We start from the raw sequence: 26337 nt of genomic DNA, 5'->3' as shown, positions 1-26337 counted from the left end.
TTGAAAGCGTATGCGAAATTCGTGGGACGACTGGGACCACATCGTGAAGCTCGACCCAGACAAGACGCTCGTCGACGGCGAGACGTTCGAAGACGTCTGTGCCACCGGGACCGACGCCATCGAAATCGGCGGCACGACGGGCATGACCGAGGAGAAGATGTCCCGCGTCGTCGACGCCTGTGGCAAGTACGACGTACCACTGTACATCGAACCGAGTCACTCCGGGGCCGTCGTCCACTCTGACTATCTGGACGGCTATTTCATCCCCGTCGTGTTCAACGCGGGCGACATGACGTGGATGACCGGCGCACACAAGGAGTGGGTGCGGATGGACGACGGTATCGACTGGGAGATGACGACCACCGAAGCCTACATCGTCCTCAACCCCGATTCGACCGTCGCCGAGTACACGCAGGCGAACTGCGACCTCGAACCCGAGGACGTCGCCGCCTACGCCGAGGTGGCAGAGCAGATGTTCGGCCAAGAAATCGTCTACATCGAGTACTCGGGCACGCTCGGCGACCCGGAAACCGTCGAGGCGGCCCACGACGCTCTCGACGAGGCAACACTGTTCTACGGCGGCGGCATTGGCGACTACGACGCCGCCTACGAGATGGCACAGGTCTCTGACACCGTCATCGTCGGCGACCTCGTCCACGACGAGGGTGTCGATGCAGTCGAGGCGACCGTTCGCGGCGCGAAGGACGCGAACTGAGGCGAACACGGCGGCCTGTTTTACTGTCGATTCCGCTGCCAAATCGGAGCGAGGCGACTCCTCGAGAACGGCTCTGTTAAAAAGGGCGCTTCCAAAACAGATTGGGATGTGGCAATACGTCAGATTAATAGAGTGAGACACCACCGAACCATCCCCAGTTATTCGGGAGACATAGGCCCTAAACCACAATATATTGAAAGCAGTGATAGTCCCACTTTCGAAACAATCCACATTCTGATAGCATTAGAAAACCGAATTATTAAATACGAGTTGGTCGCACTGTAGTGTGTACTGAATACGACTGCGCTACGGACGAGATACCGGCTTTATTAACTCGAGCATTTCCATCATGAACTCACAGCAACCCACCAACCGGACGGTACCGTTGCACGAACAGCAGTCAAACGCGTATCACATCTACCACGATCCGGGTCACTCCGGCGTCGGCGCGACCATCATGGATGCGGTCGCTTCTATCGCCGAGAAATCGGTCAGCGAACTCGGGCCGCTGAACGACATCATCGATCCCGACGCGCTCGACGCCCTCTTTTCGGCCCAGCCTGACGGCCGCCCGCGGGGCACCGGCTACATCCACTTCGCCATCCAAAATTTCGAGGTGAGCGTCCACAGCAACGGACACATCTCCATCGTTCCCCACGAGGAAGACCCACTGACAATCGGCCGGTTTGGCCGAAACTAGGCTCAAAACAGCTTCGACAACTGGGCGTGTAGATTTTGACTGAGCCGAACGGCAGTCGGCAGTGGCACCCAGGAGTAACTGTACACCTCACCGACTTCTTCACCCGTCCCGGTCACGACATGGTCCCACGAGTCACGCGGCTCCTCGACTTCGAGGTGGAAGAAGTACCGACGGTAGTGTTTGAGCCGATCCGCTTTCTCCCGCGTCCACGTGTCCGCCCCGAGCGGGCGAATCGACGCGAATTCGGTGAGGCCACTTTCTTCCGCGACTTCGCGGACGACGGCGTCGAACGGTGATTCGGCCGGTTCGACCGTCCCTTTCGGCACCTGGAGGCCCGTAACGCCCGGTTCGTGGAACACGAGCAACTGCGCCGTTCCGTCCACCTCGCGCGTGATGTACGCACAGGCCTTGGGGACAGTGTCCACCCATTGTGAAATCATGGAATCAGGAGACGAGAGCGAAGCGGATAGTTACAACCGACCTAAAAGAGCGTCGTAATTGTGAGTCACTCGATGAGCGATTCGATGGTCGCCATGTTCTTGCCGCCCCGTTGGCGGTTGTAGAGGTAGTGGGCGACCGTGATGCCGATGACGCCGATGGCGATGAGGAAGGCGACCGTGTTGCCGTTCATCGCGTCGAACGGGGGCACCTGGAACCAGAGGCCGAGCAGCAGGAACACACTAATCACCGAAAGCACTGCGTAATACAGCGGCCACGGGAGGCTCTGGGCCGGTTTCGTGTCGAGGTACCGTGAGAGCTGATCTGCTCGTGGCGTGAGCTCCGCGATGCGTGCGTCACTGTCGTAACGCACGATGTCGAACTCCGCGAGCTTCGGGAGGTGTGTCTGGTACAGCGAAATGTACACGCGTCTCGTCTCCTCGTCAGTGATGGATTCGAGCGGTGCTCCGCTTTCCCAGGCGGCGATGTGTCTCGCCAGTTCTTTCAGTTCCGCTGTTCCCTCGTGCGAGTAGAGGTAGTAGATGACGTATCTACGTCGAGAACTGCTCAATACTTCGAATATATTGTCTTTTGAGAGCGTATCCGTCGTCTGTGACATGTTCGACTCCTGGGAGCGACCACGGACATCCCTGCCCACCCTTGTGTGCATCATGTGCCCGAACACCCATCAATAGACGAGCGACGGTCTTTGTTACAGAGTCGTTAGAAATCACCAATTAATGATACATCTGTAGCAGTTGACACCTAATCCGTCAATCTTCGCGAATTCAAGCACAGACTATTTGCCGTCTGTCGGCCCGAACGGGCGAATTCGGCCGGAATACGACTTTTATTCACGATGATACGAGATTTGCCCGGAAAGCTGAGATTACACGACAGCAGCTAGATAGAACAGTGGTAGTGTTTCGCAACTAACTGACATTCACGGGTGGATAACAAAATCCCTAGCCCCAGTATTGCTCTCTATGTCAATGGAGATGTTCGAACTGACAGGCTTTCAGCGCGACCTGCTGTACGTCATAAACGGAAAGGAAAAGCCCTCAGGGCAGACCATCAAAGAAGAGCTGGAACAGTACGTCGGTGAGATCAACCACGGCCGCCTATACCCCAATCTCGACACGCTGGTCGAAAAGGAACTGGTCGAAAAGGGGCAGATAGACCGCCGAACCAACTACTATAACATCACCGCGAGCGGGCGCGACATCATCGAGAAGCGACGGGAGTGGGAACGCCAATACCTCAGCGCCGTCCTGTAGACTCGCCTCGACTGACCGGGCACGCGCGTCCGTCGGTGTGTATCACAGTTCGAACACCCCCTTCTTTTCGTAATTTCCCAATAACAAAGCGCGTCTCGCGCGTGTAACAGACAAGATGGGACGACACGAACGTCCGGTGGTGGCGACGCAGGCAGCGCCGGTCGGCCACCACACCGGAGGACACTGATGGCGCTCGCGAACGCCGCCGAAACCGGCAGCCAGCAAGCGCGTCGGTTGCCGTGGGACGTAGGCCTCGTCCTCCTTCTCGTCGCCCTTTCGCTCGCCGTCGGGTCGCTCGATGCGGGAGCACCGCTCAGGGTTGCCCTCGCGTTCGTCGCCCTCGTATTTCTTCCCGGATTCGCGCTGACGACACTGGTTTTTCCCGGACGAACGAGCCACCGCGCTGCACCGACCGACCGGACGATTCCAAGCCTCGATACGGTCGAACGACTCGCCCTCTCGGTCGGACTCAGCGTCGTGGTCGTCATCACCACCGCCTTCGTGCTGTCGCAGACGGCCTTCGGCCTCGAACTGCCGACGCTCGTCGCCGCCGTCGCACTCGTGACCGGAACCCTCGCCGTCCTCGGTGCGATTCGGCGACTTCGGGTCCCCGCCCCGTATCGGTTCGCGGTCGTGCCGAGAGAACAGTACGGTGCGATTCGAAACTGGCGACGCGAGACGCCGCCGGTGGACGTGGCGCTCACACTCGTCCTCGTCGTGGCCGTCGTTGGGTCGCTCGCGGGGCTCGGGTTCGCGCTCGTCTCACCCCAGTCGGGGGAAGCGTACACCGACTTCCAGTTGCTCACGGAGGAAAACGGCCAACTGATTGCTGGGGGCTACCCGACCGAACTCACCCGCAACCAGCCCGCTGCCCTCGTCTTCGCCGTCTCGAACTTCGAGGGTGAGGCAGCCACCTACACCGTCGTCGTCCAGTTACAGCGGGTGAACGCCGAAGGGCAGGTCACTAACGCCGCCGAACTCGACCGCTTCGAGGGCACGGTGCAGGCCGGCGACCGCTGGGTGCTCCCGCACACGGTGACGCCAACGGTGGCCGGAGACGACCTGCGAATCGCCTACCTGCTCTACAAAAGCGACCCGCCGGCAACTCCCTCGCAATCGAACGCGTACCGCCAACTCTATATCTGGGTGACGGTGGCGGAGGAGGCCTGAAGTGTGGCCCTGGGAACACCTCGCCGTTGGCTACCTGGTCTACTCGCTGTCCGTCCACGTGACGCGGCGGCGAAAACCGTCCGCGCTCGCCGCACTCGCGGTGGGGTTCGGGTCGCTGTTCCCGGACCTCGTCGATAAGCCACTCGGCTGGACGTTCGCCATCCTTTCGAGTGGCACGTCGCTCGCCCACTCGGTGCTCGTCGCCGTCCCGCTCGTCGTCATCGTCTGGGCGATCGCCGCCGCGCGTGGCCGCGGCGACGTTGGCGCGGGGTTCGGCGTCGGCTATCTGCTTCACCTTCCCGCGGACGCGTTCTACCCGCTGGTGTTCGGGCGCCCGCCGAAGTTCAGTTCGTTCTTCTGGCCTCTCATTCAGGTCGACTCGCCAGCACGTGGCGGCCTGCTCGAAACAGTCGTGTACTTTCTGAACCAGTACGTCGGCCTGCTCGGAACCCCGGAAGCCACTGCCTACCTGGCGTTTGAGTTCGCCTTACTGCTCGCCGCATTCGGCCTCTGGGTGTACGACGGCTACCCAGGCGCGCCGTTTCGGGGCCGAAAGCGGGTGAATCGCTCTGCTCCGCGAGACTGACCAAATTAACGTCGTTCAATCGAACGAATCGCATGACAGCACAGGAGGTTTGTCATTCACTTCCACGAATAAATCCCAGACTTCCGATGGTCAGTAACCGAATAACAAAGCGCGAAAGGAGTCTTTCAGAATACAAGCCCGCCACCAACACGGGGTAACGTGGAAACAGGGGGAGGGCAGGGAGTTATGAGTCACAGCTACGAAACCAGACAGCCGGTTGATGCGGGAGAACCGGAAACCCAGCGAGTACAGCTCGGAGACCACTGCCGCGTCGAGGACAACGTCCACCTCGCGACAGCCTACGACGTCCACCAACGTCCGACGGTAATCGGTGACTGTGCGGCCATCCGCGCGGGAACCAACATTTACGCGAACGTCACCATCGGTGACAATCTCAGAACCGGGCACAACGCCCTCGTACGCGAAGGAACCACCATCGGCGACGACGTGCTCGTCGGGACGAACACCGTCATCGACGGCCAGACGACCATCGGGTCGCGGGTCAGCCTCCAGACGAACGTCTACATCCCGACCAACACGACCATCGGCAACGACGTGTTCGTCGGCCCGGGCGTCACGATGACCAACGACATGTACCCGATTCGAAAGGAGTTCGACCTCGTCGGACCCACGCTCGAAGACGGCGTGTCAATCGGCGCGAACGCGACGATTCTGCCGGGTGTCACTATCGGCGCTGAATCGTTCGTCGCGGCCGGTGCCCTCGTCATCGAGGACGTGCCACCGCGCACGCTCGCCCTCGGGGTGCCAGCCACCCACCGCCCGCTGCCGGCGTCGCTGCAGGGGAGGAATCAGATCGCATGATGTCGATTCCCGACAAACGCATCCACCTCGCGAACCCGCAGATGGGTGAGGAGGAAATCGCCCGCGTCGTGGCCGTCATGGAAAGCGGCCAGCTCGCAGACGGGCCCGAAGTTCGGGCCTTCGAACGCGAGTTCGCAGACTTCTGCGGCGCGAAACACGGCGTCGCCGTCTCGAACGGCACGACCGCCCTCCACGCGGCCTTCGTCGGCCTCGGCCTCGCCGAGGGGTCGCGCGTCGTCACCTCGCCGTTCTCGTTCATCGCGAGCGCGAACGGCATCCGCCTGGCCGGCGCTGACGTCGGCTTCGTGGACATCGACCCGGCGACGTACAACATGGACCCCCACGCCCTCGAAGCGCAACTCCGCGCCGGCGAGCAGATAGACGGGGTCCTCGCGGTCCACCTCTACGGGCTGCCCGCGGACATGGCGCACCTCGCTGAACTCCGCGACGAATTCGGCTTCGTCCTCGTCGAGGACGCGGCGCAGGCGCACGGCGCAACGGTGAACGGACGGCGGGTCGGCTCGCTCGGCGACGCCGCCTGCTTCTCGTTCTACCCGACCAAGAACATGACCACGGGCGAAGGTGGGATGATTCTCACCGACGACGCAGACGTCGCAGAGCGCGCCGCCCGGTACATCAACCACGGGCGCATCGGCGTCTACGAGCACTCCGAAGTCGGCCACAACTTCCGCCTGACCAGCATCGGGGCCGCCATTGGCCGGGCACAGCTCGAAAAGCTGCCCGGGTTCACTCAGGCACGCCAGGACAACGCGGCGCTCCTCACCGAACGCCTCGCCGACACCGGCCTCGTGACGCCCTTCGTCCCGGCAGACCGAACGCACGTCTACCACCAGTACACGGTGCGAACGCCCGACCGCGACGCGCTGAAGGCGCACTTAGATACCCGCGGTATCGACTCGGGGGTCTACTATCCGAAGCCGATTCACCAGCAACCCGCCTACGCTGACATGACCTTCCACGCGCCCGAGGCCGAAGCGGCGGCCGCAGAAGTGCTCTCGCTGCCGGTTCACCCGACGCTCTCAGAGGAGGACCTGGCCCGCATCGTCGCGGCTATCACCGAGTTCTCGGAGGGGTCGCTATGAGCCTCACCAACGGGACGCTCAAAGCGGGCGTCATCGGAACCGGCGTGATGGGACGTAACCACGTTCGCATCTACTCCGAGATTTCGAAGGTCGACCTCGTCGGCGTCACCGACGTAAACGAGGCGGCCGCAAAGGAGGTCGCAGAGACCTTCGGCACGCAGGCGCTCACGCTCGACGAACTCATCGACCAGGCGGACCTCGTCTCCATCGCCGTTCCCACCCAGTTCCACTACAAGGTGGCGAAAAAGTGCATCGAGAACAAGGTCCACGTCCTCATCGAGAAGCCGTTCGTCGACGACTTAGACCAGGGGCGCGAACTCATCGAGCTCGCGAACGAACACGGCGTCATCATCCAGGTCGGCCACATCGAGCGGTTCAACCCGGCGGTCGCCGCCCTGCTCGAACTCATCGGTGAGATGGACGTCATCGCCATCGAGGCCCACCGCCTCGGCCCACCCCTCGCTCGCGTCATCGAGGACAGCGTCGTGATGGACCTGATGATCCACGACATCGACATCCTGCTGTCGCTGGTCGACAGCCCCATCCGGAAGCTGTCCGCGATGGGCGCCCGAGGCGTCCAGCACGCCACCGCGCAACTCGCGTTCGAAAACGGCGTCATCGGCGTCCTCTCTGCGAGTCGCCTGACCCAGAAGAAGGTGCGGACGCTCAACGTCACCACCCGCGAGTGCCAGATCGAAGTCGATTACATCGACCAGACGGTGCGCATCCACCGCCAGTTCCACCCACAGTACACCGACGAGAGTGGGAAGATGCGCCAGCGCTTCGAGAGCGTCACCGAACGCCCGCTCGTCGAGACTGGCGAACCGTTAAAGCGCGAACTCAAGGCGTTCATCGACGCGGTCACGACCGGCCAACAGCCGCTCGTCACCGCAGAACAGGCGCTTCGCGCAATCGAAGTCGCCCGACAAATCGACGCCCTGGCGGCGGCGAGCGAAGTCAAAGCGGAGGTACTCACGGAATGAACGGCCTATACAATTCGGCAGAATCGCACGCAGACCAGCGCCAGGCGCTCGTAACCGGGCAGGTTCCCGTCTCGGTCTTCGGACTCGGGAAGATGGGGCTCCCGCTCGCGGCCTGCTACGCAGCAGCCACGAGCAACGTCATCGGCGTCGACGTGAACACGGCGGTGGTCGAAGCCATCAACCGCGGGGAGTGCCCCATCGAGCGCGAACCCGGCCTCGACGAACTCGTCGCCGAGTTGGTCGCAGACGGCAAACTCCGCGCCACGACCGAGGCGGAGACCGCGGTCGCAGAAGCACGAATCCACGTCGTCATCGTGCCGACGCCCATCACCGAGGAGAAGGACCCGAACCTCTCGATTCTCGAAGATGCGGTGTCGAAAATCGGCCGCGGGCTGAAGCCCGGTGACCTCGTCGTCATCGAGTGCACGGTCCCGCCAGGCACCAGCAAGAACCTCGTCGTCCCGCTGCTCGAAGCCGAAAGCGGCCTCGAATTCGGCGAGTTCGGCGTCGCGTTCTGTCCAGAGCGCACCTCCAGCGGGCGCGCTCTAGAAGACATCCGCGGGGCGTACCCCAAGGTCGTCGGCGGCGTGGACGCAGAGAGTGCCCGGGTCGCGGAACTCATCTACCGCGAAATCAACACGAACGACGTGCTCGTCGTCTCGGATGCGACCACCGCGGAGGCGGTCAAACTGTTCGAGGGACTCTACCGCGACGTGAACATCGCGCTCGCGAACGAACTGGCTCGCCACGCCGGTGACCTGGACGTGGACGTAAACGAGGCCATCGAGGTCGCGAACAGCCAGCCGTTCTGCCACCTGCACTCGCCGGGCCCGGGCGTCGGGGGTCACTGCATCCCCTACTACCCGTACTTCGTGATGCGCCGGGTTTCGGGCGACATGCCCCTGCTGCGGACCGCTCGCGAGGTAAACGACAGCATGCCCGAGTTCACCGCCGGCAAGATGCGCGACGAACTCGACGCGGCCGGCCGAGATATCGCCGATTCGACCATCCTCGTGCTGGGGCTGACGTACCGCCCCGCCATCAAGGAGACGCGAGCGGCCCCCGCAAAGCCGCTCATCGAGTCGCTGCGCCGGATGGGGGCGAACGTGCTCGCGGTCGACCCGATTCTGGACGACACGAGCGAGTTCGACGCGGTTCGCGTCCACCTCGACCAGCCAGAGACTTACGACGTGGACGGCGTGATTCTCGTGACGCCACACGAGGAGTTCGACGCCATCGACTGGGACCGGTTCGCGGACGTGGTGGTGATAGACGGCCGCAGAACCCTGCACGGGCGGGCGGCCGACCACCGCGTCTACACCATCGGGAGCAAGTAGTATGTATCGCGGGCAACGCATCGGCGTTGTCGTACCCGCATACAACGAAGCGAGACTCATCGGGCGCGTCATCGAGACGATGCCCGCCTTCGTCGACCGGATTTACGTTTTTAACGACCACTCGACCGACGACACGTGGAACGCCATCCAACACGCCGCACGAGTGGCAAACCAGCGCGTTGCGAGCGAGGGCGAGTACGACGAGCGCGTCGTCGGCGTCAACAACCCCGCGAACATGGGCGTCGGTGGCTGTGTGAAACACGGGTTCGGTCTCGCGCTCGCAGACGGCATCGACATCGTTGCGCGAATGGACGGCGACGGGCAGATGGACCCGACGCAACTCTCGCGGTTGCTCGACCCTATCATCGACGGCGTCGCCGACTTTTCGAAGGGCAACCGACTGTGGTACAAGGCGTATCACCGCGACATGAGCAGATGGCGGCTGTTCGGTAACTCCGTGCTCACGGGTTTGACGAAGGTGGCGAGTGGCTACTGGAAGATGGTGGACCCGCAGAACGGCTTCTGTGCGCTCTCGCGGCGGACGCTCGAAACCATCCCTTTCGAGCAACTGTACGAGGGCTACGGGTTCGAAAACGACCTGCTCGTGATGTGTAACGTCTACGACCAGCGCCTCGCTGAGGTGGCACACCCAGCCGTCTACGGCGAGGAAATAAGCGACATCCACTACGCCTCGTTCGTCCCGCATCTCTCTGCCATCCTCCTGCGGACGTTCCTCTGGCGGCTCAAGATGAAGTTCTTCGTCTACGACTTCCATCCGGCCATCTTTGCATACATCATCGGCACGTTTGGCCTGGCGTTCGGCGTCGTCGCCACGCTCCTCGTGGGTAGCGGCGTTCTCACCGGGACGGCGGGCCTGACCGACGGACTCCTGCTCTTTTCCGTGTTCTTGCTCTCCTCGCTTCTGCTCATCCTCGCCGTGAGCGTCGACGTCGAACGAAACGCCGACCTCGTGGTGCTCGTCCACCACAAGCCAACGGTCGGCGAGCAGGCGACGGAGCACGTCTCCGTCTCGGTGTCGTCACCCGACGAGGAATCGTTCGGACGGCAACGCGGTGATGTCCAGTGAAGCTCTGTTCGGTGGTCGGCGCACGCCCCCAGTTCGTGAAGGCGTTTCCCGTCTCGCGGGCGCTCGCTGCCGACCACGACGAGGTGCTCGTCCACACCGGCCAGCACTACGACGAAACCATGTCTGCGGTGTTCTTCACTGACCTCGACATCCCCGAACCGGCGTACAATCTTGGGGTGGGCTCCGCGCCTCACGCCATCCAGACGGGCGAGATGATGGCGAAACTGGACGCCGTCTTCGACGAGGAACAGCCGGACGCGGTGCTCGTCTACGGGGATACGAACTCGACGCTCGCCGCCGCGCTGGTCGCGGCCAAACGCGATTGCGTACTCGCCCACGTCGAGGCGGGCCTGCGGAGTTTCAACCGCGAGATGCCAGAAGAAGTGAACCGCGTGCTCACCGACCACGCCGCGGACCTCCTGTTTGCGCCAACCGACACCGCCGTGGCGAATCTCGAACGGGAGGGCATCACCGCGGGCGTCCACCTGACCGGCGACGTGATGTACGACGCCATCCTCGCGGTGGCCGACCGAGCGATGGCGGAATCGACGGTGTTGGACCGATTCTCGCTCACCGACGGTGAGTACATTCTCGCAACCGTCCACCGGCCCGCGAACACGGACGACCCCGAGACGCTCCGGGGCATCGTCGAGGCGCTCGGCGACGCCCCGCTGCCAGTGGTGTTTCCGGCCCACCCGCGGACGGTGGCCCGCCTCGAATCCTTCGGCCTGCTCGACACGGCGCACAACAACCTCAAACTCGTCTCGCCGGTGGGCTACCGCGACCTCGTCCGCCTGCTCGCGGGCGCTGAGCGGGTTGCCACGGATTCGGGCGGCATCCAGAAAGAGGCCTTCTTCCTCGACACGCCCTGCGTCACCCTCCGCGAGGAGACCGAGTGGATGGAGACGGTCGATGCGGGAAGGAACGTCCTCGTCGGATCCAGCCCGGACGCCATCCGCGAGGGTCTCACCCGGGCGTTCGCGCTGTCGGAGAAACCAGCACCCTACGGCGACGGACACGCCGCGGAGAAGATTTGTGAGGTGCTGACCCACGAAGTACCACGACTACAGAACCAGTGAATTAGGCCGCCGCGTCCGCGCCGTCTGCTTTTGCCATCGATTCTGCTCGTTCCTTGAGTGCCGCGTTCACGCCGTGGAAGTTGCGCTCGGTCTGGTCGCCGAAGAAGCGATTGAACAGGCCGACGAGGACCCCCGAGAACCGCTCTGCCTGCGTCAGCCGTGACGTGCCGTCGCCGAGGTCGGTGATTTCGAAGCGGTGTTCGCCGTCGAACAGTCCCCGGACGTAGAGGTGGCCGAGCCATCGCAGTTCGCGGTTTGCGTCCGCTCTGAGGACTTCCGGTTTGAACGACGGCGAGCGCCCCGCCGCGGGGCCGGGCGTGATGTGCAACCGCGTTCCGACGGTCGGGCGTCCGGCGATGTGCATGAAGTCGTTCCACTCGGGGTAGTGGTCGAAGTCGGTGAGCACCCGCCAGACCGTCTCCGGCGGCGCGTCGATGTCGATACTGGTGGTGAGTTTGTCCATGGTGAACCAAAACGCTCGCACGGAGCATAGCGTTCGCCTGAGGGGTGAGTACAGGGGTCATGGAGCAGGTCGCACGCCCGCACCGCGCTCCACCTGCGCGATTCCCTCGACTGCGCCCATGTGTGCTGCCACCTCCACGATGAGGTCGGTGAGATTCACTTTGTCCGCGATGTAGGCGTCGCGCTTTTCGGCCCACTCGGCTTTCGCGTCGGGGGTTGCGACTAGGTCGCGGGCGAGGGTGAGGACGGTGTCGAACTCACGGACGTTGTAGATGAGGCCGTGGACGGCGAGGTCGGTGAAGTTGCCCATGTCGTCCGCGCCGACCCAGGAGTTAGACCGGATGGCGGGCGTCCCGAGCAGGGCGGCCTCCGTGACCATCGTCTGCGTGTCGGCGACGAGCAGGTCGGCGGCGGCGAGCGCGTCGTGCATCAGTCCCGGGTGCAGGTCGAATCGGCGGGCGGGAAGGTCGTCGAACGCGAGGGATTCTGACTCGTCGGAGACGAACACGGTGACGTACTCGGCGAGGGCGGTGAGGAGTTCGCGGCGCTGGGCGGGCGAAAAGCCAGCGTGGCCCACGTCGTGGTGGGAGCCAAAGGCATTGAACCGGACGATGGCGAACCGCTCGTCCGTGTCGAGGCCGAGCAGGTCGCGGATGCCGGGGTTGGGCACGAACACGTCCGGGTGGAGGTAGGCGGTCTCTTTGAATCCGGTAAAGTGGAAGTGCTTCTGGCCGAGGTCCTTGCGGAAGGCGTGGGGCGTCAGGATGGTCGTCGCAAAGCGCCGGGAGAACCGGTGGTCGAGGCTCGTCGGCTCGGAGTCGAGGATGAGGACGACCGGTGCTCGGGAGACGGCCCCGGCGAAGGCGGCGTACGAGCCCATCCCGAAGACGAGGTTCGGGGAGAACTCGCGGGCGAGTCGGAGGATGCGGGCAAAATGCCTCGGGAGGTTGCGCAGCAGCGACCCCTTCGTCGGCCCGCACGACCCGTAGACGAGGTAGGGCAGGTCGTAGTATTCGAGCAAGGAAACGGTGACGCCGTAGTCCCGTCCCAGGATGAGCACTTCGTGGCCGTCGGCCTGCAACCGGCGCACGGCGTGTTTGTAGAGGTGGACGTGCGCCGGAGTGTTCGTGAAGAACAGGTATCGCATGGGCGCTCTGACCCCACAGAGGGGGGCAACCAGCGTAACTACTTGGGTGCATATTTTCTCAGACAGGCTGTAAGCCCTGCTTACACGCGGTCTCAGGCGTACACTCGGTGACTAACAATTGGGGTTCGCCCCGTCTGTCCACGTGGATGGCTCGCTCTGACGAGCGGACGGTTCGACCCGAGGAGCTGCTCGCGGCCACCCTCCGCTACGCTCGCGCCCGGTCGTACACCGGCTGGGACTACGCAGACGGGATGAGTAGCCGCCTGCTCGCCGCGCTTCCGGTCGAGAATCGGTGGCTGAACTTCGTCGTTCAAGAGGGAATCAAGCGCGCTCCCATCAATCTGCGACCGCTGTTCCTCGTCGAGCGACGCCAATCGTTCAAGGGGAGCGCCCTGTTCGCTCTCGCGAATCGACGGGCGAGCCAACTTGGTCTCGACGACGTGGATTACGACGCGGAGGCGCGCGGACTCGCAGATTGGCTCGTCGCCAATCAGAGACCCGGCTATCACGGCTTCTGCGGCGGTCACGCACACGTCCTGCAGGAGTTGGGAGGGAAGCGACAACCCACGGAGGGTGACGTCGTTTCGACGACCTACGGCGTCCGGTCGCTGCTCGAACTGGCTGCGTTCGACCCGACGTACGCGCAGGTCGCGGAGAGCGCCGCAGCGTTTCTCACGACCGACCTCAACTACACCGAAACAGGCGACGAAGCGTACGTCACCTACGTCGCCGCTGAGGAGGCGACGTTCCACACCCTGAATGCCATCGCGCTCGCGGGAAGCTGTTTCGTGGACCTCTACGCCCACACTGGTGACGAGACGTACGCCGAGAAGGCCACGAAACTCCTCGCGTTCGTCGTGGCCCGTCAACAACCGATTGGCGGGTGGTACTATCGTGACCCCCGCGAAGCGTCACACCTCTCGATGGACGGCCACCACAACGGCTTCATCATCGAGTGCCTCCAGCACTACGCGGCCGTGGTCAATGCAGACCGGTTCGAGACGGCACTCGACGTGGGACTCGCATTCTACCGTACTCGCCTGTTCGACCCGGACGGCGCACCTCGCTGGGACGAACGGCGGGCCTTTCCACGGGACGTCCACGCGGCCGCACAGGGCATTCTCGTGTTCACGCGGGCCGGTGACCTCAACTTCGCCGGGCGCATCCTCCAGTGGACGGTTCGGAACCTGTACCTGGGGGACGGGCGGTTCGCGTTCCGTTGCGGTCGGTTCTACACCAGACGGGTCGTATTGATGCGGTGGGCCGAAGCGTGGATGGCCTACGCCATCGCGGAGTTCGCTCACGCTCGCTCGAAAGCCGCCCTTGAACCGACGTCAGAGCGGGCCGGGTCTCCCTGAGCCGTCGGCTGCCATCCCGTAGACGCAGGCCTCGCATTAACTCTGGAATAACAAAGTCTGCGCCGGGGCTTCTAGTGGTAAGAAGCGGTCGTGTCTTCCGACAGTCAGAACCCGGAGCGAATGGAATCTGCCGTGGATAGCTTCGTCGATGGGCTGGGCACTACGCGACACGCCGTCGGCGTCGCAGACCGCTACGAGGCGCGAAGACGCGGTGGAACAGTCGCGCTCACCGTCGGCTACCTCTCGCTGCTCGCCGCCGTAGTGGTCGCACACGCGGCCCCGGCGACGCGCTACGAACTCTCGATTTACGAAGCCACGCCGGTCGCGTTCTGGATTGGGGTCGCCGCGGCGTTCCTTATCGCCATCGTCGTAGCTCTGTACGGCGCAGCGTGGAGTCTGCGGGCCGGAAGCGTCCTGCTCGCCGGGACGGCGACCACGTCGGTCGTCGGCCTGCCGTTGATTCGGGGCTACTACTTCTACGGATTGCTCGACTCGCTCATCCACCTCGGCTGGGCGCGGTCGCTCGACGCAGGCGTGTTCACCGTCTACAGCATTCCGTATCCGGGCAGCCACCTGTTCGCGGCCGTGCTCGGCCGCCTGACCGGGTTCGCCATGCCGACGGCGATGCTGTTCACCGTGCTCGTGTTCACCGTGGTCTACTTCCTGTTCGTTGCGCTCACGGCCAGACTGCTCCTCCCTTCGAGTCGAGTGGCCATCGTCGCCGCGTTTTCGGCGTTCTTGCTCCTGCCAATCAACAGCCTCGCGACGCACGTTTCCTTTCACCCCTTCACGCTCGCGACGCTGTTCTTTCCGCTCTTTCTGTACCTGCTGGTCAAGCACATGAGCCACGAGGCAAACGACGACCGCCTGCCGCAATTCGTCTCCGCGGCGTCGCTCGTGCTGCCGCTCGTCGCGTTCGTCATGGTCATCTTGCACCCACAGTTGACGCTCAACGTCCTCCTGTTCGTTCTGGGGATGGCCGGAGTTCAGTTGCTCTACCGCCTCCTGCAACCGAATAGCGCGGCGGCGGGCTATCGGGCCATCTACGGACAGGTGTTCGTCCTGCTGGTCATCTTCGTCTTCTGGGTGAACCAGCACCAGTCCACGTTCAACACCTTAGACCAGACGCTCGCGGCGGTCGAGGGTCTGTTGCTCGGAACCGCTGCCGCAGGACAGGTCATCAGTTCGCAGTCCGATTCGGCGGCCGACATCGGCGTGAGCCTCGCTGAACTGTTCGTGAAGCTCTTTCTGGTGAGCGTCGTGTACCTCGCAGCGAGTGCCCTGCTAATCGTCGGGTGGCTCCGCGGACGGGCAGTAGAAACCCGCGTCGGCGGGCTGCTGCCGTTTTTCGTCTGGGGGTCGCTCGCGTTCCTCCCGGTCGTCGCTGCGCAGTTCATCGGCGACATCTCGACGTACTTCTTCCGGCACCTCGGATTCGCCATGGTCATCGCCACGATTCTCGGTGCAGTGGGAATTACACGCCTCGCGGGGCGTGTTTCGAGCGGATCTCTCAGCACGCTCGTCCGGCCACTCATCGTGCTCGGGGTGGTCGCACTCGTCGCGCTCTCGCTGGTGAGCCTGTTCCCCTCGCCGTACATCTTCCTCCCCGGTCAGCACGTCGCCGCCCAGCACATGGAGGGCTACCAGACCTCATTCAACGCCCAGCCGGCGGACAAGACCATCTGGTACGGGGCGGTGAGGACGGGCATCGACCGCTACGAGGCGGCGTTCTACGACGAACCCTTCTCCATCCACAGCGGGCCGGCCCCCGAATCGGCGATGCTCACCGGATTGCGACCGTACTACGAGAACCATCCAGAGGAAGTCGTCAGGCGCGACCACTGGTTCGTCGTCACTCAGACGGATATAGAGCGAGAGGTAGACGCCTACCGCGAACTTCGCTACTCGCGGGCGAGTTTCACCGCCATCACCACCGAGAGGGGCGTCCACCTCGTCCAGTCGAACGGCGAGTACCACCAGTTCTACGTCGATATCGGGGCTCGCCCGCCAGTCCCCGAGGGGACGTTCAGAGAGAACACGTAGGGCATCGGTCGGATGTTCTATAGGATAAGTTGTGACTTACTAACCGGCGAACCCGCGTATGTCAGTTAGTGACATGGGTTCGGTCGAGGTGCTGGTCGTCGGGCCGGCGAGCAAGGAGACGGGTGGGATAGCCAGATACATCGCCGCGCAGGTGTCGTACTTGCCGAGAACGGTTCGCACCCGGGTCTACGACGTGGCTCCGGCCTCGGACGGAACCGGCGCGTGGTGGCTCACAAAAGAGGTGTTTCGGGCAGGGTTGCGCGCGGTTCGGTTCCCGTTCCAGTCACGACCCGACGTCGTCCACGTCCACACCTCCCACTGGCGGTCGTTTTACCTCTCGTCGTGGTTCGTCCTCGTCGCCAGCTACCTCTGGCGGCGGCCCGTCGTCCTCCACGTCCACGGCTCCGAGTTCGATGACTTCGTAGAGCGGGCCTCTCGCCCGTCTCGTCTGCTGCTTTCTCGGGTGTTCGCTGCCGCCGCCGCGGTCGTCGTCCTCTCTGCCTACTGGCGCGACGTCCTCAGGCCGGTCGCGGGAACCACCCCGCTGCTCGTGCTCCCGAACGCGGTAGACCCGGACGAGTACGACCCCCACTTCGACGTGACGCCCCCGCACGTCGCGTTCGTCTCGAATCACGTCCCCCGAAAGGGCCTGCGCGAGTTCGTAGACGCCGTAACCGCCTGCAAGCGTGAGGGGCTCGACTTCCGGGTGACGATTGCCGGACGCGGCCCGCTCTCACACTTCGCGGAGGCACTCGCCGAGACGACGCCCGACGTGACCTACCGCGGCTTCGTGAGCGAGGCAGCGAAACGCGACCTCCTCGCAGAAAGCTCGATTTACGTGCTCCCGACGCACGCAGAGGGGTTGCCAATCGCCATCCTCGAAGCGATGGCCGGTGGGAACGCCATCATCTCGACCCCGGTGGGGAGCATCCCCGAACTCGTTGGCGCGGAGGGCGGGATTCTCGTCCAGCCGGGTGACGGAGAAGAACTCGCCGCCGCGCTCGGGTCGCTCGTGGCAGCCCCCGAAACCGTGCGACAGATGGCAGAGACGAATCGCCGACTCGTCGAACAGGAGTACACCTGGCAAGGGGTCGCAGCCAACCTCACTGCACTGTACGCGGGATTGGCGGGAGGGCAGCCAGTCGGCGAAACCACGGAGACTGACCCGCTCGTCGTCGAGTGACGCTGTAGTCGCCGCGTAACAATACCCGTCGCAGGCCTATCTTCTGGCAGAATGTCCACGCAGAGCCACGGCCGGGCGTTCGTCCTCGGCTTCGACGGCGTCCCGTGGGACCTGGTCGTGCGCTGGAGCGACGCTGGCGAGTTACCGAACTTCGCCCGTCTGTTCGCGGAGGGGGCCGCCGGCCCGCTCGAAAGCACGAAACCGGCGAACACGCCCGTCGCCTGGCCAGCCATCGCCACCGGAACGTGGCCCGACCGCCACGGCGTCTACGAGTTCGTGAAACTGGGCGCGGACTACACCCAGCGACCCTACTCGCGAAACGACATCCGCGAGCCAGTGCTCTGGGAGCAACTCACCCCGGCAGTCGTGGGCAACGTCCCGCTCACCTACCCGCCGGCCGAAATAGACGGGGCGCTCGTGACGGGGATGCTCACGCCCTCGGCCTCGGCGCGGTTCGCCCACCCCAAATCGCTCGAAGCGCAGATACGCCGCGAGCTTCCGGACTACCAGTTCGAACTCAAGTGGCACGAGTACGGCGACCGGACCGAGGCGTTCCTCGCGGACCTCGAACGCCTCGTCGCCAACCGCCGAAAGCTCATGGAATTGCTCATGGAGCGCGAGGACTGGCGACTGTTCTTCTTCGTGTACGTCGCTCCCGACCGCCTCCAGCACCTCGTCTGGGACGACGACGTGCTCCTCAACCACTACCGGACGCTCGACGACATCCTCGGTGAGGTCATGGCTTACGTCGAGGCGCGCGAGGCGACGCTGTTTGTGGTTTCAGACCACGGCTTTGGCCCCGTCTCCCGCGTAGTGAGCGTGAACCGCCTGCTCGTCGAAACGGGCTACCTCGTTCCGCGGTCCCAGACCGGGGTGCGAGGAGCGCTCTCGAAACTCGGCCTCGACAAGACTCGCGTCCTCGCAGCCCTCTCGCGGGTCGGCATCACCGACCGCCTACTGGTGCAGTACCTCCCGCCGGGCGTCCTCAAGTCGGCGGCAGCGCGCATCCCGGGCGACCACCAGCTGTACGACGTGGACTACCGACGAACGACCGCCTTCCTCCACGGCCTCGGGAGCGTCTACGTCAACGACACGGCGCGGTTTACGCCCGGCGCGGTCTCCCCGTCGGACCGCCCTCGAATCAAGGCCGAACTCGCCGCGCTGCTCGCAGCCCTGACCGATCCCGAGACGGGAGCGCCCGTCCTGTCGGTGTTCGACGGCGCGACGCTCAATCCTCGCGACCCGAACGGTCCTGACCTCGTCATCACCGCTCGCGAAGGCTACCACGTAGACCCGTCGCTCGGCCCCGAAGTCGTCGGCGACGTGACCGGCGTCGCGGCGTACCACAGACCAGACGGCATCTTCTTCGCGTGGGGACCGGACGTCGCGGCAGGCGTCGCCCCTACCGAGGCGTGGGTGGTGGACGTCGCGCCGACCGTGCTCCACGCCGCGGGCGAATCGATTGCGAAGGATTCAGACGGGCGCGTCCTCACAGAAATCTTCGCCCCCGACTCCGAGACGGCACGACGGGAAATCAAGTCACGCGCCTACCGGCGAACCCAATCTGCCGGCATCGTCGAGGAAGATTATTCCGCGGTCGAAGACCGCCTGCGCGGACTGGGCTACCTCGAATGAGCGGGCGTTGCCGCCGGGGCGAACGCGGCCAACGGTTAATACCGCCCAAGCGGTACTAGAGGGAAGGCTCTCACGGGTCGCGCCGGGGTGGGAACGGCGGGCTGCGACTCGCCGTGTAGGCTCCCGAAAGCCATGACAGACACTTCCAACACAGACGCCGGTACACCTGCCGAGCGGTCGCGCATCTTGCGAGCGTTACAGCAGAGCGAGATGAGACGCGACCGGGCGGGGCTGTGGGTCGTCGCGCTAGTGTTGTTTCTCACGCTCGCGTACGTCACCTGGCAGTTCGTGGGGACCGTCGTCCTCGGGCTGTTCATCTACTACGTGACGCGGCCCGTGTTCAAGCAGGTGAACAGACGCATCCAGCGACGGCTGTACGCCGTCGTCGTGACGCTTACGTTGGTCGCGATTCCCGTGCTGTTCCTCGTCGGCTGGGCGATCGCCATCATCATCAACACGCTGTCGCAGTACCTCGATGCGGAGCGGCAGGCCGAGCTGACAGCGCTCATCGCCCCGTACATCGACCTGACGACCGTACTCCAGGATTCTGAGGAGACGATTCGATTGCTCATCACGGACCCCAGTCAACTCGCCGACTCGGGACTTGGCGACGTACTCGGGCAGGTGACGGACGTGCTGCTCGCCTCGCTCGCGACGCTACTGAACGTGAGTTTCCACGCCTTCATCGCCCTGCTCATCGCCTTCTTCCTCCTGAAAGACGACTACCGATTCGTCGCCTGGGGACGGCAGACGATTCTCCGGCGCGACAGCCCGCTCGAACACTACTTCAGGACGGTCGATGCCGACCTCCGGTCGATTTATTTCGGCAACATCCTGAACGCGCTCGCCACCGGCCTGCTCGGGGTGGTCACGTACGTCGTACTCAATCTGTTCGCCCCGGCCCCGGTGCGCATTCCCGAACCGGTGCTCGTCGGAATGCTCGTCGGCGTCGGCAGCCTCGTCCCGGTCATCGGTATGAAAATCGTCTGGGTGCCCGTCGCGGCCCTCCTGTTCGCTCGTGCGGCGCTCGTCGCCCCCGAAGCACTCTGGTTCCCGGTGGTGTTCAGCGTCGTCTCCATCGTCGTCGTGGACACCATCCCAGACCAGTTGCTGCGCCCCTACGTGAGCGGACGGTCGCTCCACATCGGGGCGGTGATTCTCGCCTACACCTTCGGCCCCCTGCTGTTCGGGTGGTACGGCATCTTCCTCGGCCCACTCATCCTCGCCGTGGTCTACGAGTTCGGCCGAATCGTCTTCCCGTGGCTGGTGGACCCGACGTACGAACCGCGACCAGCACCCGTCGTCAAAGCCGAAGACCCCGCAACCGAAGCGACAGACCAGCCGGATTCGGCGGCTGCCCCAGAGGGGAGTGAGTCTGCCTGAAGCGGGGCTCCCGGCGCGCACGCGTCAGACGCGAAACGTGATAACGGCCGGTTCACCGTCGGAGCACAGGCGACAGAATAAGCGTTCGAACGACGGAATCCCCAATCGAACAAAGTCGCCAGCGGCGTGGCCATCCACCATCCGAGCCAGCCCGAAGTCACCCTCGAAAAGCCACGGACATACATCACAATTTCTGACAGTATATTCAGCAGTGTGAAACGATTGCATACGGCACGGTCGGGCTCCGTACCGAATCTCGAAATGACCAATTTCGCGATACATGAGTGTGAACTATCACGTCAGCGATACCGTTTCGGCGCGCAGAGTGTTCACCTGGTACTGGCCCGTATAAACTTACACAGTCGCCCGATTAATCCGGAACTAATCCGATTGGTCGAACAGTTATACGGACATGAATCACCTGGTTGATAAATAGGTTAGCGGCGGAGACAGTCAGGATTTGATTAGTATGTTTGCGTGACACTCAACAAATCGAACTAATGTCAGAATCACAATATTTATGGTCGATAGCTTGTGCTTAACGAACTGCAATGGCACGCGAACTGGCACGCGGACAGCAACGAAAAGCGACGGCAGAGGAGGACGACTCCCTTCTCAATCGTCGCGATTATCTTAGAATGGGTGCGTACGCGGCAGCGGCCGGCAGTACTGCAGCGGTCGTTTCCTCCGGCAGTGCGAAGGCTGCGACGACCCGACACGGCATCAGTTTCGACCGTGTCGTGAACATCGTCGACGACTACGGCGCAGACCCAACTGGCACCGAACCCGTGAACTCGGCCCTCGAGCAAGCGGCGAGCGACGGAACCCTCATCAAATTCCCCGAAGGCAGCTACAAATTTAGCGGCAAGTACATCCCCCGCAACAACCGCCTCGGATTCCTCGGCGAAGGCGACGTGAAATTCGTCCCGCCGAACGGCTACACAGACCTCCTCATCGACAGCTGGTCCGGGTACGACGAAATCCTCATCGAGAACATCGACATCGACATTCGAGACGAGAGCACGACGGCGGGCATCCGCCTGAAGTGCCAGACCAAGTTCCATTTAGAGGACATCGAATACCGCGGGCGCGGCATCACGGCCCACCAGGGCCAGATAAGCGCGTTCCTCCTCGCACTCGAAAGCGCAGATGGCGAGGGTGTCCTCAAGAAAGCCGTCGCCAAGAAAGGCTCCCGGTTCGACGGCTACGAGGGCGGCAACGGCCGCATCGGCGTCTGGATTGGCTGGTCGAACAAAGGGACCATTCGCTTAGAGGAGTGTGACTTCCGCGAGTTCGGGAACAACGCCTGTTACACCTCCCGAACCCCCGGCAACGTCCAGATCGTCGATTCGTACTTCCTCAACAACAACGCCTCTCAGATTCGCCTGAGTGGCAAGGGGAGCTACGTCAAAAACTGCGTCCTCGAAATCGACTTCGACAAGTACACCGGCCCGAAGCCAATCGACACGTCGAACGAGTTCGGGATTCGCGGCATCTCCGTCGACCAGGGTGTCCAGCAGGACGTTCCCGCGATTCCGGCGGGCGCAGAAATCGTCGACTGTGACATTATCGGCCGCAACGCCCCGCAGGGCGTCGGCCTCATCAACGTCTCCCCGCAGGGACGCAGCGTGACGGTCAAGAACACGCGCATTCAGTGTGACCTTCCGAACACGCCTGCGGTCCGCCGCGGCGAACCCGGCGCGATTCAGTGGCGGCCGTACCAGCAGGTTCCACCGAAACCCCACTACCTCCACCTGGAGAACTGCAGCATCACGGGGAGCGCGGACGGCCGGGAAGCGGTGTTCATCGACAGCGCCGACGGCAGTTCCATCACGGACTGCTGTATCCAGCAGACCGGGTCCGGGCGCTCCGGCGTGCGCGTCGTCAACTCGAACGACGTGAACGTGACGAACTCGACCATCAACGTGAGCGGAACGGCAGTCGATTACCAGAACTCGACGGGCGAGACGGCCGGCATCGAGCAATCCGGCTCCTGCCCGGTTCCGAGCACGAAGATTGGTGCGTCGAGCGACCAGACCGATTCGGACAGTGACGCTGCATCCACCCAAAGCGCCGAAGGTGATTCTTCGGACTCGAAATCCTCGGGCGATGAGACGGAATCTGACTCCAACGAGGCCGCAGCCACTGATTCGAACGAGAAGGTCCTCACCATCAACGGCGTCGAATCGCCGGGCGAGTACGTCTTTTCGGTGAGCGGCGACCTGCAAAAGAGCGAGGCGAACGGCGCGACCGTAGACGACAACGACGACCTCTCGGGGGCCACTGCCCGCGGACAGGTCGAAGGCGGCATCGACAGTTATACTTTCACCGGTTCGTTCACCCGGTTCGACGTGACGGGCGGCAACCCGACCATCACGGTAAACGGTGAGGCCATAGACCCGTCGTCGGTCGCCCAGACCGCAGACGACGCGCCACAGAAGGGCGTCACGGCAGCCGATTCGACCACCAGTGCGTCGAGTGATGCCGGTTCGAGCAGCGGTAGTTCGAGCGGCGGAAGCGCCACTGGCTCCACCAAATCGAGCGCAAAGGACGCAGCGACGCACACTATCGCGCTCGTCGGCGCGGCCACCGGAACGACCACCTACACGTTCAACGTGAGCGGTTCGGTCTCGGAGGCTGCCGACAGCAAACTCGACCTCAACAAGAACGTCTTCGGGACGAACGTCGAGGGTGCGGTTTCGAAAGCGGCCCACAGCTACCAGTACTCCGGTGAAATCACCGACATCTCGGTGGACGGCCCGGCAGACATCTACGTAGACGGCATCAAGGTTCGGCCAGAGGAGGCACTCGAACGGCTTCCAGAACTGCCGAACCTGCTCATCCTCGACGGCGACGCGAGCGACGACGTCACCGGCTACATGGTGTCGGTCGACGGCGAACTCGTGCGCAGTGACGCGCTCAGTTCCGCCCCCGAGGACGCGACGACGTGGGACCGCTTAGACGACACCGTAAAGAACGGAACCGTCACCGGCGTGGTCGCGGAAGGGACCGACGCCTACCGCTTCGACGGCGACGTGACCAAGTTTAAGGTTCGCGGGTCTGCCGCGATAACCTTCGAAGACCTGGACGGCTAAGCCAGTCCGCTCGCTGCCATTCTCCCCCGCTCTCGTACGGTGAGCGACAGTGCCCGTCCGTCGGCGGTCGGTTTGCTGTGACACACTGTCCGTAAGCGCAGAATAACGATACGCTCCCGTCGTCTCCGTCGAAGTAATGGGCACGCGCCCGTCCAGACGGCGATATCTCGCGGCGATAGGAGCCGCCGCACTGGGCGGCGGCCTCGCCGGGTGTCAGTTCGTTCCTGGACCGACGCCTACGCCGCCGCCCACGCCGCCCGAAACCCCGACGGCGGAACCACCGAACCTGTTGCGCCACGGCATCCAGTTCATACGGTCGGTCGACCTCGTGGCTGATTTCGGCGCAGACCCGACTGGGTCAGAACCAATCGACGACCTGCTGGCGATGGCGGCGACGGCCGGAACCCTCGTCGTCCTGCCGGCGGGTCGCTATCTGCTGAACGAGACGTACAACTTCGAGGCGAACACGGTTGGCCTCCTCGGAATTGGTGACGTGCGTATCGTCCCGTCGGTGGGGTTCCACGACCTCGTCTTCGACACCAACGAAGTCGACGTCGACGAGATTCTGCTCGAAAACGTCGATATCGACATTACCCACCCACAGACGTCCGCCGGCATCCGCCTCCTGACGCGGACGAAGTTTCACGTCCAGGACCTGGAGTACGTGGGTCGCGGTCTGACCGAGTTCCGCGAGCAAGCGAGCGCGTTCCTGCTCGCCATCACCGACCCGGATGGCCTCGGGACGCTCAGGCGGGTCGTCGCAAAGGAAGGCGCGCGCATCGACGGCTATCTCAACGGAAACGGACGCATCGCCGTCTGGGCGGGGTGGGAACACAAGGGAACTATCCGCATCGAGAAGTGTGATTTCCGCGAGTTCGGAAACAACGCCTGTTACACCTCCCGGACGCCCGGGAAGGTACAAATCGTCGATTCGTACTTCCTCAACAACAACGCTTCGAGCATCCGCCTCGGCGGAAAGGGCAGTTTCGCAGAAAACTGCACGGTCGAAATCGACCTGGAGAAATACACTGGTCCACCGCTCGAAAACATCTCGACTGGCTTCAACACGCGCGCCATCGTGGTCGAAACCGGCGTGCAACTCGACGTGCCCGGCATCGAACCAGGCGCAGAGATTCGAAACTGCCGGGTCATCGCTCGCAACTCGCCGAAGTCCCAGTCGCTCGTCGAACTCTCGCCACAGGGCCAGACGATGGTGCTGAAAGATTCGGTCATCGTTTGCGACATCGACGACACGCCCGCGATTCGCCGGGCGCGGCCGGGCGAACTCCCGTGGCGACCCTCCCAGCAGGTGCCGCCGAAGCCACATTGGATTACCGTCGAAAACGTCACCATCCTCGGCTCTGCGAGCGGCGGCGAGGCCATCCGCATCGAGGAAGGTCCGGAATCGGTCTTCAGAAACTGCCGCATCGAACAGTCCGGCGCGGGACGCGACGGCATCCGACTGGTCGATTCGACCGACTGCCTCGTCGACGGCGGGTCGATAACCACCGCCCGCCACCCGATTCGCGTCGAGTACGGCGGCCTCGCAGACGACCGGTGTCTCCTGAAACTCGGGTCAGCCCCGACGCTCTCGTCGGTCGAAACCGCCGACGCACCCCTCCTCTACGAACATACGACCGATACGCCGACCCCGTGTATCGTGACGGCAGCCCAACCCTTCGTAAACGGGCTCGACCGGTCGGTCATCAACATCGACGACATCAGCGACGAGAGCCCAATTCGGCTCTACGGCAACGTGTTGTTCGAGGCCTGAGTTCGGGAGACGCGGCGCTTTAGCGTCCGGGCGAGGCCGTAGGTAAGCCGCCCGCCGAGCGAGAGTGCGAGATACGCCCACGACGCGGAATCCGTCGGGGTCGCTCGCAGCGCCCGAATCGACGCCCGGCGAGCGTCGCGATAGGCGCCAGCATCCAGTGCGGCCACCGCGAGCATCCGAGCGGTCGCGGCCTCGAACTCGGGAACCATGCCGTAGGACGCCGCGAGCGGGCGGTGGGTTTCGAGCAAAAGCGGGTACGCGGTATCCCGAATGCGCTCGAACTCCCCCGAGAGTTGGTCACCCGCGCCCATCCGGCGGACGACGAGCGGTTCGGGGACGATGTCGAACGCACACACAGTCGCGAGTCGGAGGTACCACTCGCGATCCTCCCAGACGGGGAAGCGGTCGTCGAGCGTCCCGGCCGCGTCGAGCGCGGTTTTCCGAACGAGCACCGTCGAGAACGGGGCTAGCGGTTCGCCTCGGAGCAGGTCGCGAGCCACCCAGCCTCGCGTCGTCGGCGTCCGAATCGTGGTCGTGCGTCCCCTCGTATCGACGTAGCGTTGGCCGGTGTACACCACGCCGACGTCGTCGTCTGCGGCCGCAAAACGGGCGATTTGCTTTTCGAGTTTTTCGGGTTCCCACTGGTCGTCGTCGTCGAGAAAGGCGACGTACGTGCCGTCAGCGGCGGCGAGGCCGCGGTTTCGTGCGGCGGCCGCCCCCTGCGGGTTCGCGGTTCTGATGAAGTGCGTCTCCGCGATGGCCGCGAGTTCGAGCCCTTTCAGGACGTGTTCTGCCGATTTCTCGGAGTCGTCTACCACGATGAGTTGGATGGACTCGTATGTCTGGGCGTTGATGCTCGCAATCGCCTTCGTGAGTGCGTCAGGCCGGTCGCGCGTCGGGACGACGACGCTCACGAGCGGGGTTTTGCCGGCTGCTCCCATACCTGCTCTTCGCCCCGAA

The 26337-nt window shown here is 63.6% G+C and carries 23 protein-coding genes; 18 read left to right on the top strand and 5 right to left on the bottom strand.

Annotation, left to right across the window (positions count from 1 at the left end; translation table 11 throughout):
• Positions 1-10 precede the first annotated feature (10 nt).
• The gene (locus P0648_RS05520) at positions 11-715 is read left to right on the top strand and encodes a phosphoglycerol geranylgeranyltransferase (RefSeq protein WP_276248313.1); all 705 of its coding nucleotides are present in this window, start codon (positions 11-13) and stop codon (positions 713-715) included.
• A gap of 349 nt (positions 716-1064) precedes the next feature.
• The gene (locus tag P0648_RS05515) at positions 1065-1415 is read left to right on the top strand and encodes a HalOD1 output domain-containing protein (RefSeq protein WP_276248312.1); all 351 of its coding nucleotides are present in this window, start codon (positions 1065-1067) and stop codon (positions 1413-1415) included.
• Positions 1416-1417: 2 nt separating this feature from the next.
• Here the strand turns inward: P0648_RS05515 and P0648_RS05510 are convergent, their stop codons facing one another.
• Together P0648_RS05510 and P0648_RS05505 are read right to left on the bottom strand one after the other, a co-directional pair.
• The gene (locus P0648_RS05510) at positions 1418-1855 is read right to left on the bottom strand and encodes an NUDIX domain-containing protein (RefSeq protein ID WP_277505544.1); all 438 of its coding nucleotides are present in this window, start codon (positions 1853-1855) and stop codon (positions 1418-1420) included.
• 65 nt (positions 1856-1920) lie between these two features.
• A complete protein-coding gene (locus P0648_RS05505) occupies positions 1921-2424 on the bottom strand; it encodes a hypothetical protein (protein WP_277505543.1) in 504 nt (167 codons plus the stop codon).
• Between the two features lie 427 nt (positions 2425-2851).
• Here P0648_RS05505 and P0648_RS05500 point away from each other — a divergent pair, with 427 nt between their 5' ends.
• The 9 genes from P0648_RS05500 to wecB all read left to right on the top strand — a co-directional run bounded on the left by P0648_RS05500 (position 2852) and on the right by wecB (position 11297).
• Positions 2852-3130, top strand: coding sequence for a PadR family transcriptional regulator (locus P0648_RS05500; RefSeq protein ID WP_276248436.1), 279 nt, complete (start codon positions 2852-2854; stop codon positions 3128-3130).
• 186 nt (positions 3131-3316) lie between these two features.
• Positions 3317-4300, top strand: a complete 984-nt coding sequence (locus P0648_RS05495; RefSeq protein WP_276248309.1) for a DUF1616 domain-containing protein — start codon at positions 3317-3319, stop codon at positions 4298-4300.
• A gap of 1 nt (position 4301) precedes the next feature.
• Entirely contained in the window at positions 4302-4886 is a 585-nt protein-coding gene (locus tag P0648_RS05490) for a metal-dependent hydrolase (protein WP_276248308.1), read from the top strand.
• 186 nt (positions 4887-5072) lie between these two features.
• Complete coding sequence (locus P0648_RS05485; protein ID WP_277505542.1) at positions 5073-5708, top strand: acyltransferase; 636 nt, start codon at positions 5073-5075, stop codon at positions 5706-5708.
• On the top strand, positions 5705-6811 hold the full coding sequence (locus tag P0648_RS05480; protein ID WP_369685670.1) for a DegT/DnrJ/EryC1/StrS family aminotransferase: 1107 nt from the start codon (positions 5705-5707) through the stop codon (positions 6809-6811). Before P0648_RS05485 ends, P0648_RS05480 begins: the two co-directional genes overlap by 4 nt.
• A complete protein-coding gene (locus P0648_RS05475; protein ID WP_277505541.1) occupies positions 6808-7794 on the top strand; it encodes a Gfo/Idh/MocA family protein in 987 nt (328 codons plus the stop codon). Before P0648_RS05480 ends, P0648_RS05475 begins: the two co-directional genes overlap by 4 nt.
• Entirely contained in the window at positions 7791-9131 is a 1341-nt protein-coding gene (locus P0648_RS05470) for a nucleotide sugar dehydrogenase (protein WP_277505539.1), read from the top strand. Before P0648_RS05475 ends, P0648_RS05470 begins: the two co-directional genes overlap by 4 nt.
• A gap of 1 nt (position 9132) precedes the next feature.
• On the top strand, positions 9133-10218 hold the full coding sequence (locus P0648_RS05465; protein ID WP_277505538.1) for a glycosyltransferase family 2 protein: 1086 nt from the start codon (positions 9133-9135) through the stop codon (positions 10216-10218).
• The gene (gene wecB / locus P0648_RS05460; protein WP_277505536.1) at positions 10215-11297 is read left to right on the top strand and encodes a non-hydrolyzing UDP-N-acetylglucosamine 2-epimerase; all 1083 of its coding nucleotides are present in this window, start codon (positions 10215-10217) and stop codon (positions 11295-11297) included. The genes P0648_RS05465 and wecB overlap by 4 nt, the downstream gene beginning before the upstream one ends.
• Position 11298: 1 nt before the next feature.
• Here the strand turns inward: wecB and P0648_RS05455 are convergent, their stop codons facing one another.
• Both P0648_RS05455 and P0648_RS05450 read right to left on the bottom strand, forming a co-directional pair.
• Positions 11299-11760: an SRPBCC domain-containing protein gene (locus P0648_RS05455; RefSeq protein ID WP_277505535.1), complete on the bottom strand. Its 462-nt coding sequence runs from the start codon at positions 11758-11760 to the stop codon at positions 11299-11301.
• Positions 11761-11817: 57 nt separating this feature from the next.
• Entirely contained in the window at positions 11818-12906 is a 1089-nt protein-coding gene (locus tag P0648_RS05450) for a DUF354 domain-containing protein (RefSeq protein WP_276248301.1), read from the bottom strand.
• Positions 12907-13052: 146 nt separating this feature from the next.
• Here P0648_RS05450 and P0648_RS05445 point away from each other — a divergent pair, with 146 nt between their 5' ends.
• The 7 genes from P0648_RS05445 (at position 13053) to P0648_RS05415 (ending at position 25377) form a co-directional block, all read left to right on the top strand.
• Positions 13053-14264 carry an antibiotic ABC transporter permease gene (locus P0648_RS05445; protein WP_277505532.1) on the top strand — a complete coding sequence of 404 codons (1212 nt, stop codon included), beginning with the start codon at positions 13053-13055 and terminating at the stop codon, positions 14262-14264.
• Between the two features lie 120 nt (positions 14265-14384).
• The gene (locus P0648_RS05440) at positions 14385-16307 is read left to right on the top strand and encodes a hypothetical protein (RefSeq protein WP_277505531.1); all 1923 of its coding nucleotides are present in this window, start codon (positions 14385-14387) and stop codon (positions 16305-16307) included.
• Positions 16308-16365: 58 nt separating this feature from the next.
• A complete protein-coding gene (locus P0648_RS05435; RefSeq protein ID WP_276248298.1) occupies positions 16366-17490 on the top strand; it encodes a glycosyltransferase family 4 protein in 1125 nt (374 codons plus the stop codon).
• Positions 17491-17541: 51 nt separating this feature from the next.
• A complete protein-coding gene (locus P0648_RS05430) occupies positions 17542-19125 on the top strand; it encodes an alkaline phosphatase family protein (protein WP_277505530.1) in 1584 nt (527 codons plus the stop codon).
• A gap of 132 nt (positions 19126-19257) precedes the next feature.
• Positions 19258-20508, top strand: coding sequence for an AI-2E family transporter (locus P0648_RS05425; protein WP_276248296.1), 1251 nt, complete (start codon positions 19258-19260; stop codon positions 20506-20508).
• 551 nt (positions 20509-21059) lie between these two features.
• Positions 21060-23603, top strand: a complete 2544-nt coding sequence (locus P0648_RS05420; RefSeq protein WP_277505528.1) for a hypothetical protein — start codon at positions 21060-21062, stop codon at positions 23601-23603.
• Between the two features lie 136 nt (positions 23604-23739).
• Entirely contained in the window at positions 23740-25377 is a 1638-nt protein-coding gene (locus P0648_RS05415) for a hypothetical protein (RefSeq protein ID WP_277505527.1), read from the top strand.
• On the opposite strand, the gene P0648_RS05410 is transcribed toward P0648_RS05415, so the two are convergent.
• Complete coding sequence (locus tag P0648_RS05410; protein WP_276248293.1) at positions 25350-26318, bottom strand: glycosyltransferase family 2 protein; 969 nt, start codon at positions 26316-26318, stop codon at positions 25350-25352. The two genes, P0648_RS05415 and P0648_RS05410, sit on opposite strands and share 28 nt — an antisense overlap.
• Between the last annotated feature and the right edge of the window lie 19 nt (positions 26319-26337).

The sequence above is a fragment of the Haladaptatus sp. DYSN1 genome (assembly GCF_029489995.1).
Classification (GTDB): Archaea; Halobacteriota; Halobacteria; order Halobacteriales; family Halococcaceae; genus QDMS2.
The sequence above is the reverse complement of the archived record's forward strand: the minus strand, read 5'-3'. Positions and strand labels throughout refer to the sequence as shown.

Bases quoted from the DNA above. Each gene is read 5' to 3' on its own strand.
- P0648_RS05410 (WP_276248293.1), bottom strand. From the start codon at position 26,318: ATGGGAGCAGCCGGCAAAACCCCGCTCGTGAGCGTCGTCGTCCCGACG.
- P0648_RS05495 (WP_276248309.1), top strand. From the start codon at position 3,317: ATGGCGCTCGCGAACGCCGCCGAAACCGGCAGCCAGCAAGCGCGTCGG.
- P0648_RS05520 (WP_276248313.1), top strand. From the start codon at position 11: ATGCGAAATTCGTGGGACGACTGGGACCACATCGTGAAGCTCGACCCA.
- P0648_RS05470 (WP_277505539.1), top strand. From the start codon at position 7,791: ATGAACGGCCTATACAATTCGGCAGAATCGCACGCAGACCAGCGCCAG.
- P0648_RS05465 (WP_277505538.1), top strand. From the start codon at position 9,133: ATGTATCGCGGGCAACGCATCGGCGTTGTCGTACCCGCATACAACGAA.
- P0648_RS05485 (WP_277505542.1), top strand. From the start codon at position 5,073: ATGAGTCACAGCTACGAAACCAGACAGCCGGTTGATGCGGGAGAACCG.
- P0648_RS05500 (WP_276248436.1), top strand. From the start codon at position 2,852: ATGTTCGAACTGACAGGCTTTCAGCGCGACCTGCTGTACGTCATAAAC.
- P0648_RS05425 (WP_276248296.1), top strand. From the start codon at position 19,258: ATGACAGACACTTCCAACACAGACGCCGGTACACCTGCCGAGCGGTCG.
- P0648_RS05420 (WP_277505528.1), top strand. From the start codon at position 21,060: ATGGCACGCGAACTGGCACGCGGACAGCAACGAAAAGCGACGGCAGAG.
- P0648_RS05455 (WP_277505535.1), bottom strand. From the start codon at position 11,760: ATGGACAAACTCACCACCAGTATCGACATCGACGCGCCGCCGGAGACG.
- P0648_RS05515 (WP_276248312.1), top strand. From the start codon at position 1,065: ATGAACTCACAGCAACCCACCAACCGGACGGTACCGTTGCACGAACAG.
- P0648_RS05435 (WP_276248298.1), top strand. From the start codon at position 16,366: ATGTCAGTTAGTGACATGGGTTCGGTCGAGGTGCTGGTCGTCGGGCCG.
- P0648_RS05430 (WP_277505530.1), top strand. From the start codon at position 17,542: ATGTCCACGCAGAGCCACGGCCGGGCGTTCGTCCTCGGCTTCGACGGC.
- P0648_RS05480 (WP_369685670.1), top strand. From the start codon at position 5,705: ATGATGTCGATTCCCGACAAACGCATCCACCTCGCGAACCCGCAGATG.
- P0648_RS05415 (WP_277505527.1), top strand. From the start codon at position 23,740: ATGGGCACGCGCCCGTCCAGACGGCGATATCTCGCGGCGATAGGAGCC.
- P0648_RS05510 (WP_277505544.1), bottom strand. From the start codon at position 1,855: ATGATTTCACAATGGGTGGACACTGTCCCCAAGGCCTGTGCGTACATC.
- P0648_RS05445 (WP_277505532.1), top strand. From the start codon at position 13,053: ATGGCTCGCTCTGACGAGCGGACGGTTCGACCCGAGGAGCTGCTCGCG.
- P0648_RS05475 (WP_277505541.1), top strand. From the start codon at position 6,808: ATGAGCCTCACCAACGGGACGCTCAAAGCGGGCGTCATCGGAACCGGC.
- P0648_RS05440 (WP_277505531.1), top strand. From the start codon at position 14,385: ATGGAATCTGCCGTGGATAGCTTCGTCGATGGGCTGGGCACTACGCGA.
- P0648_RS05450 (WP_276248301.1), bottom strand. From the start codon at position 12,906: ATGCGATACCTGTTCTTCACGAACACTCCGGCGCACGTCCACCTCTAC.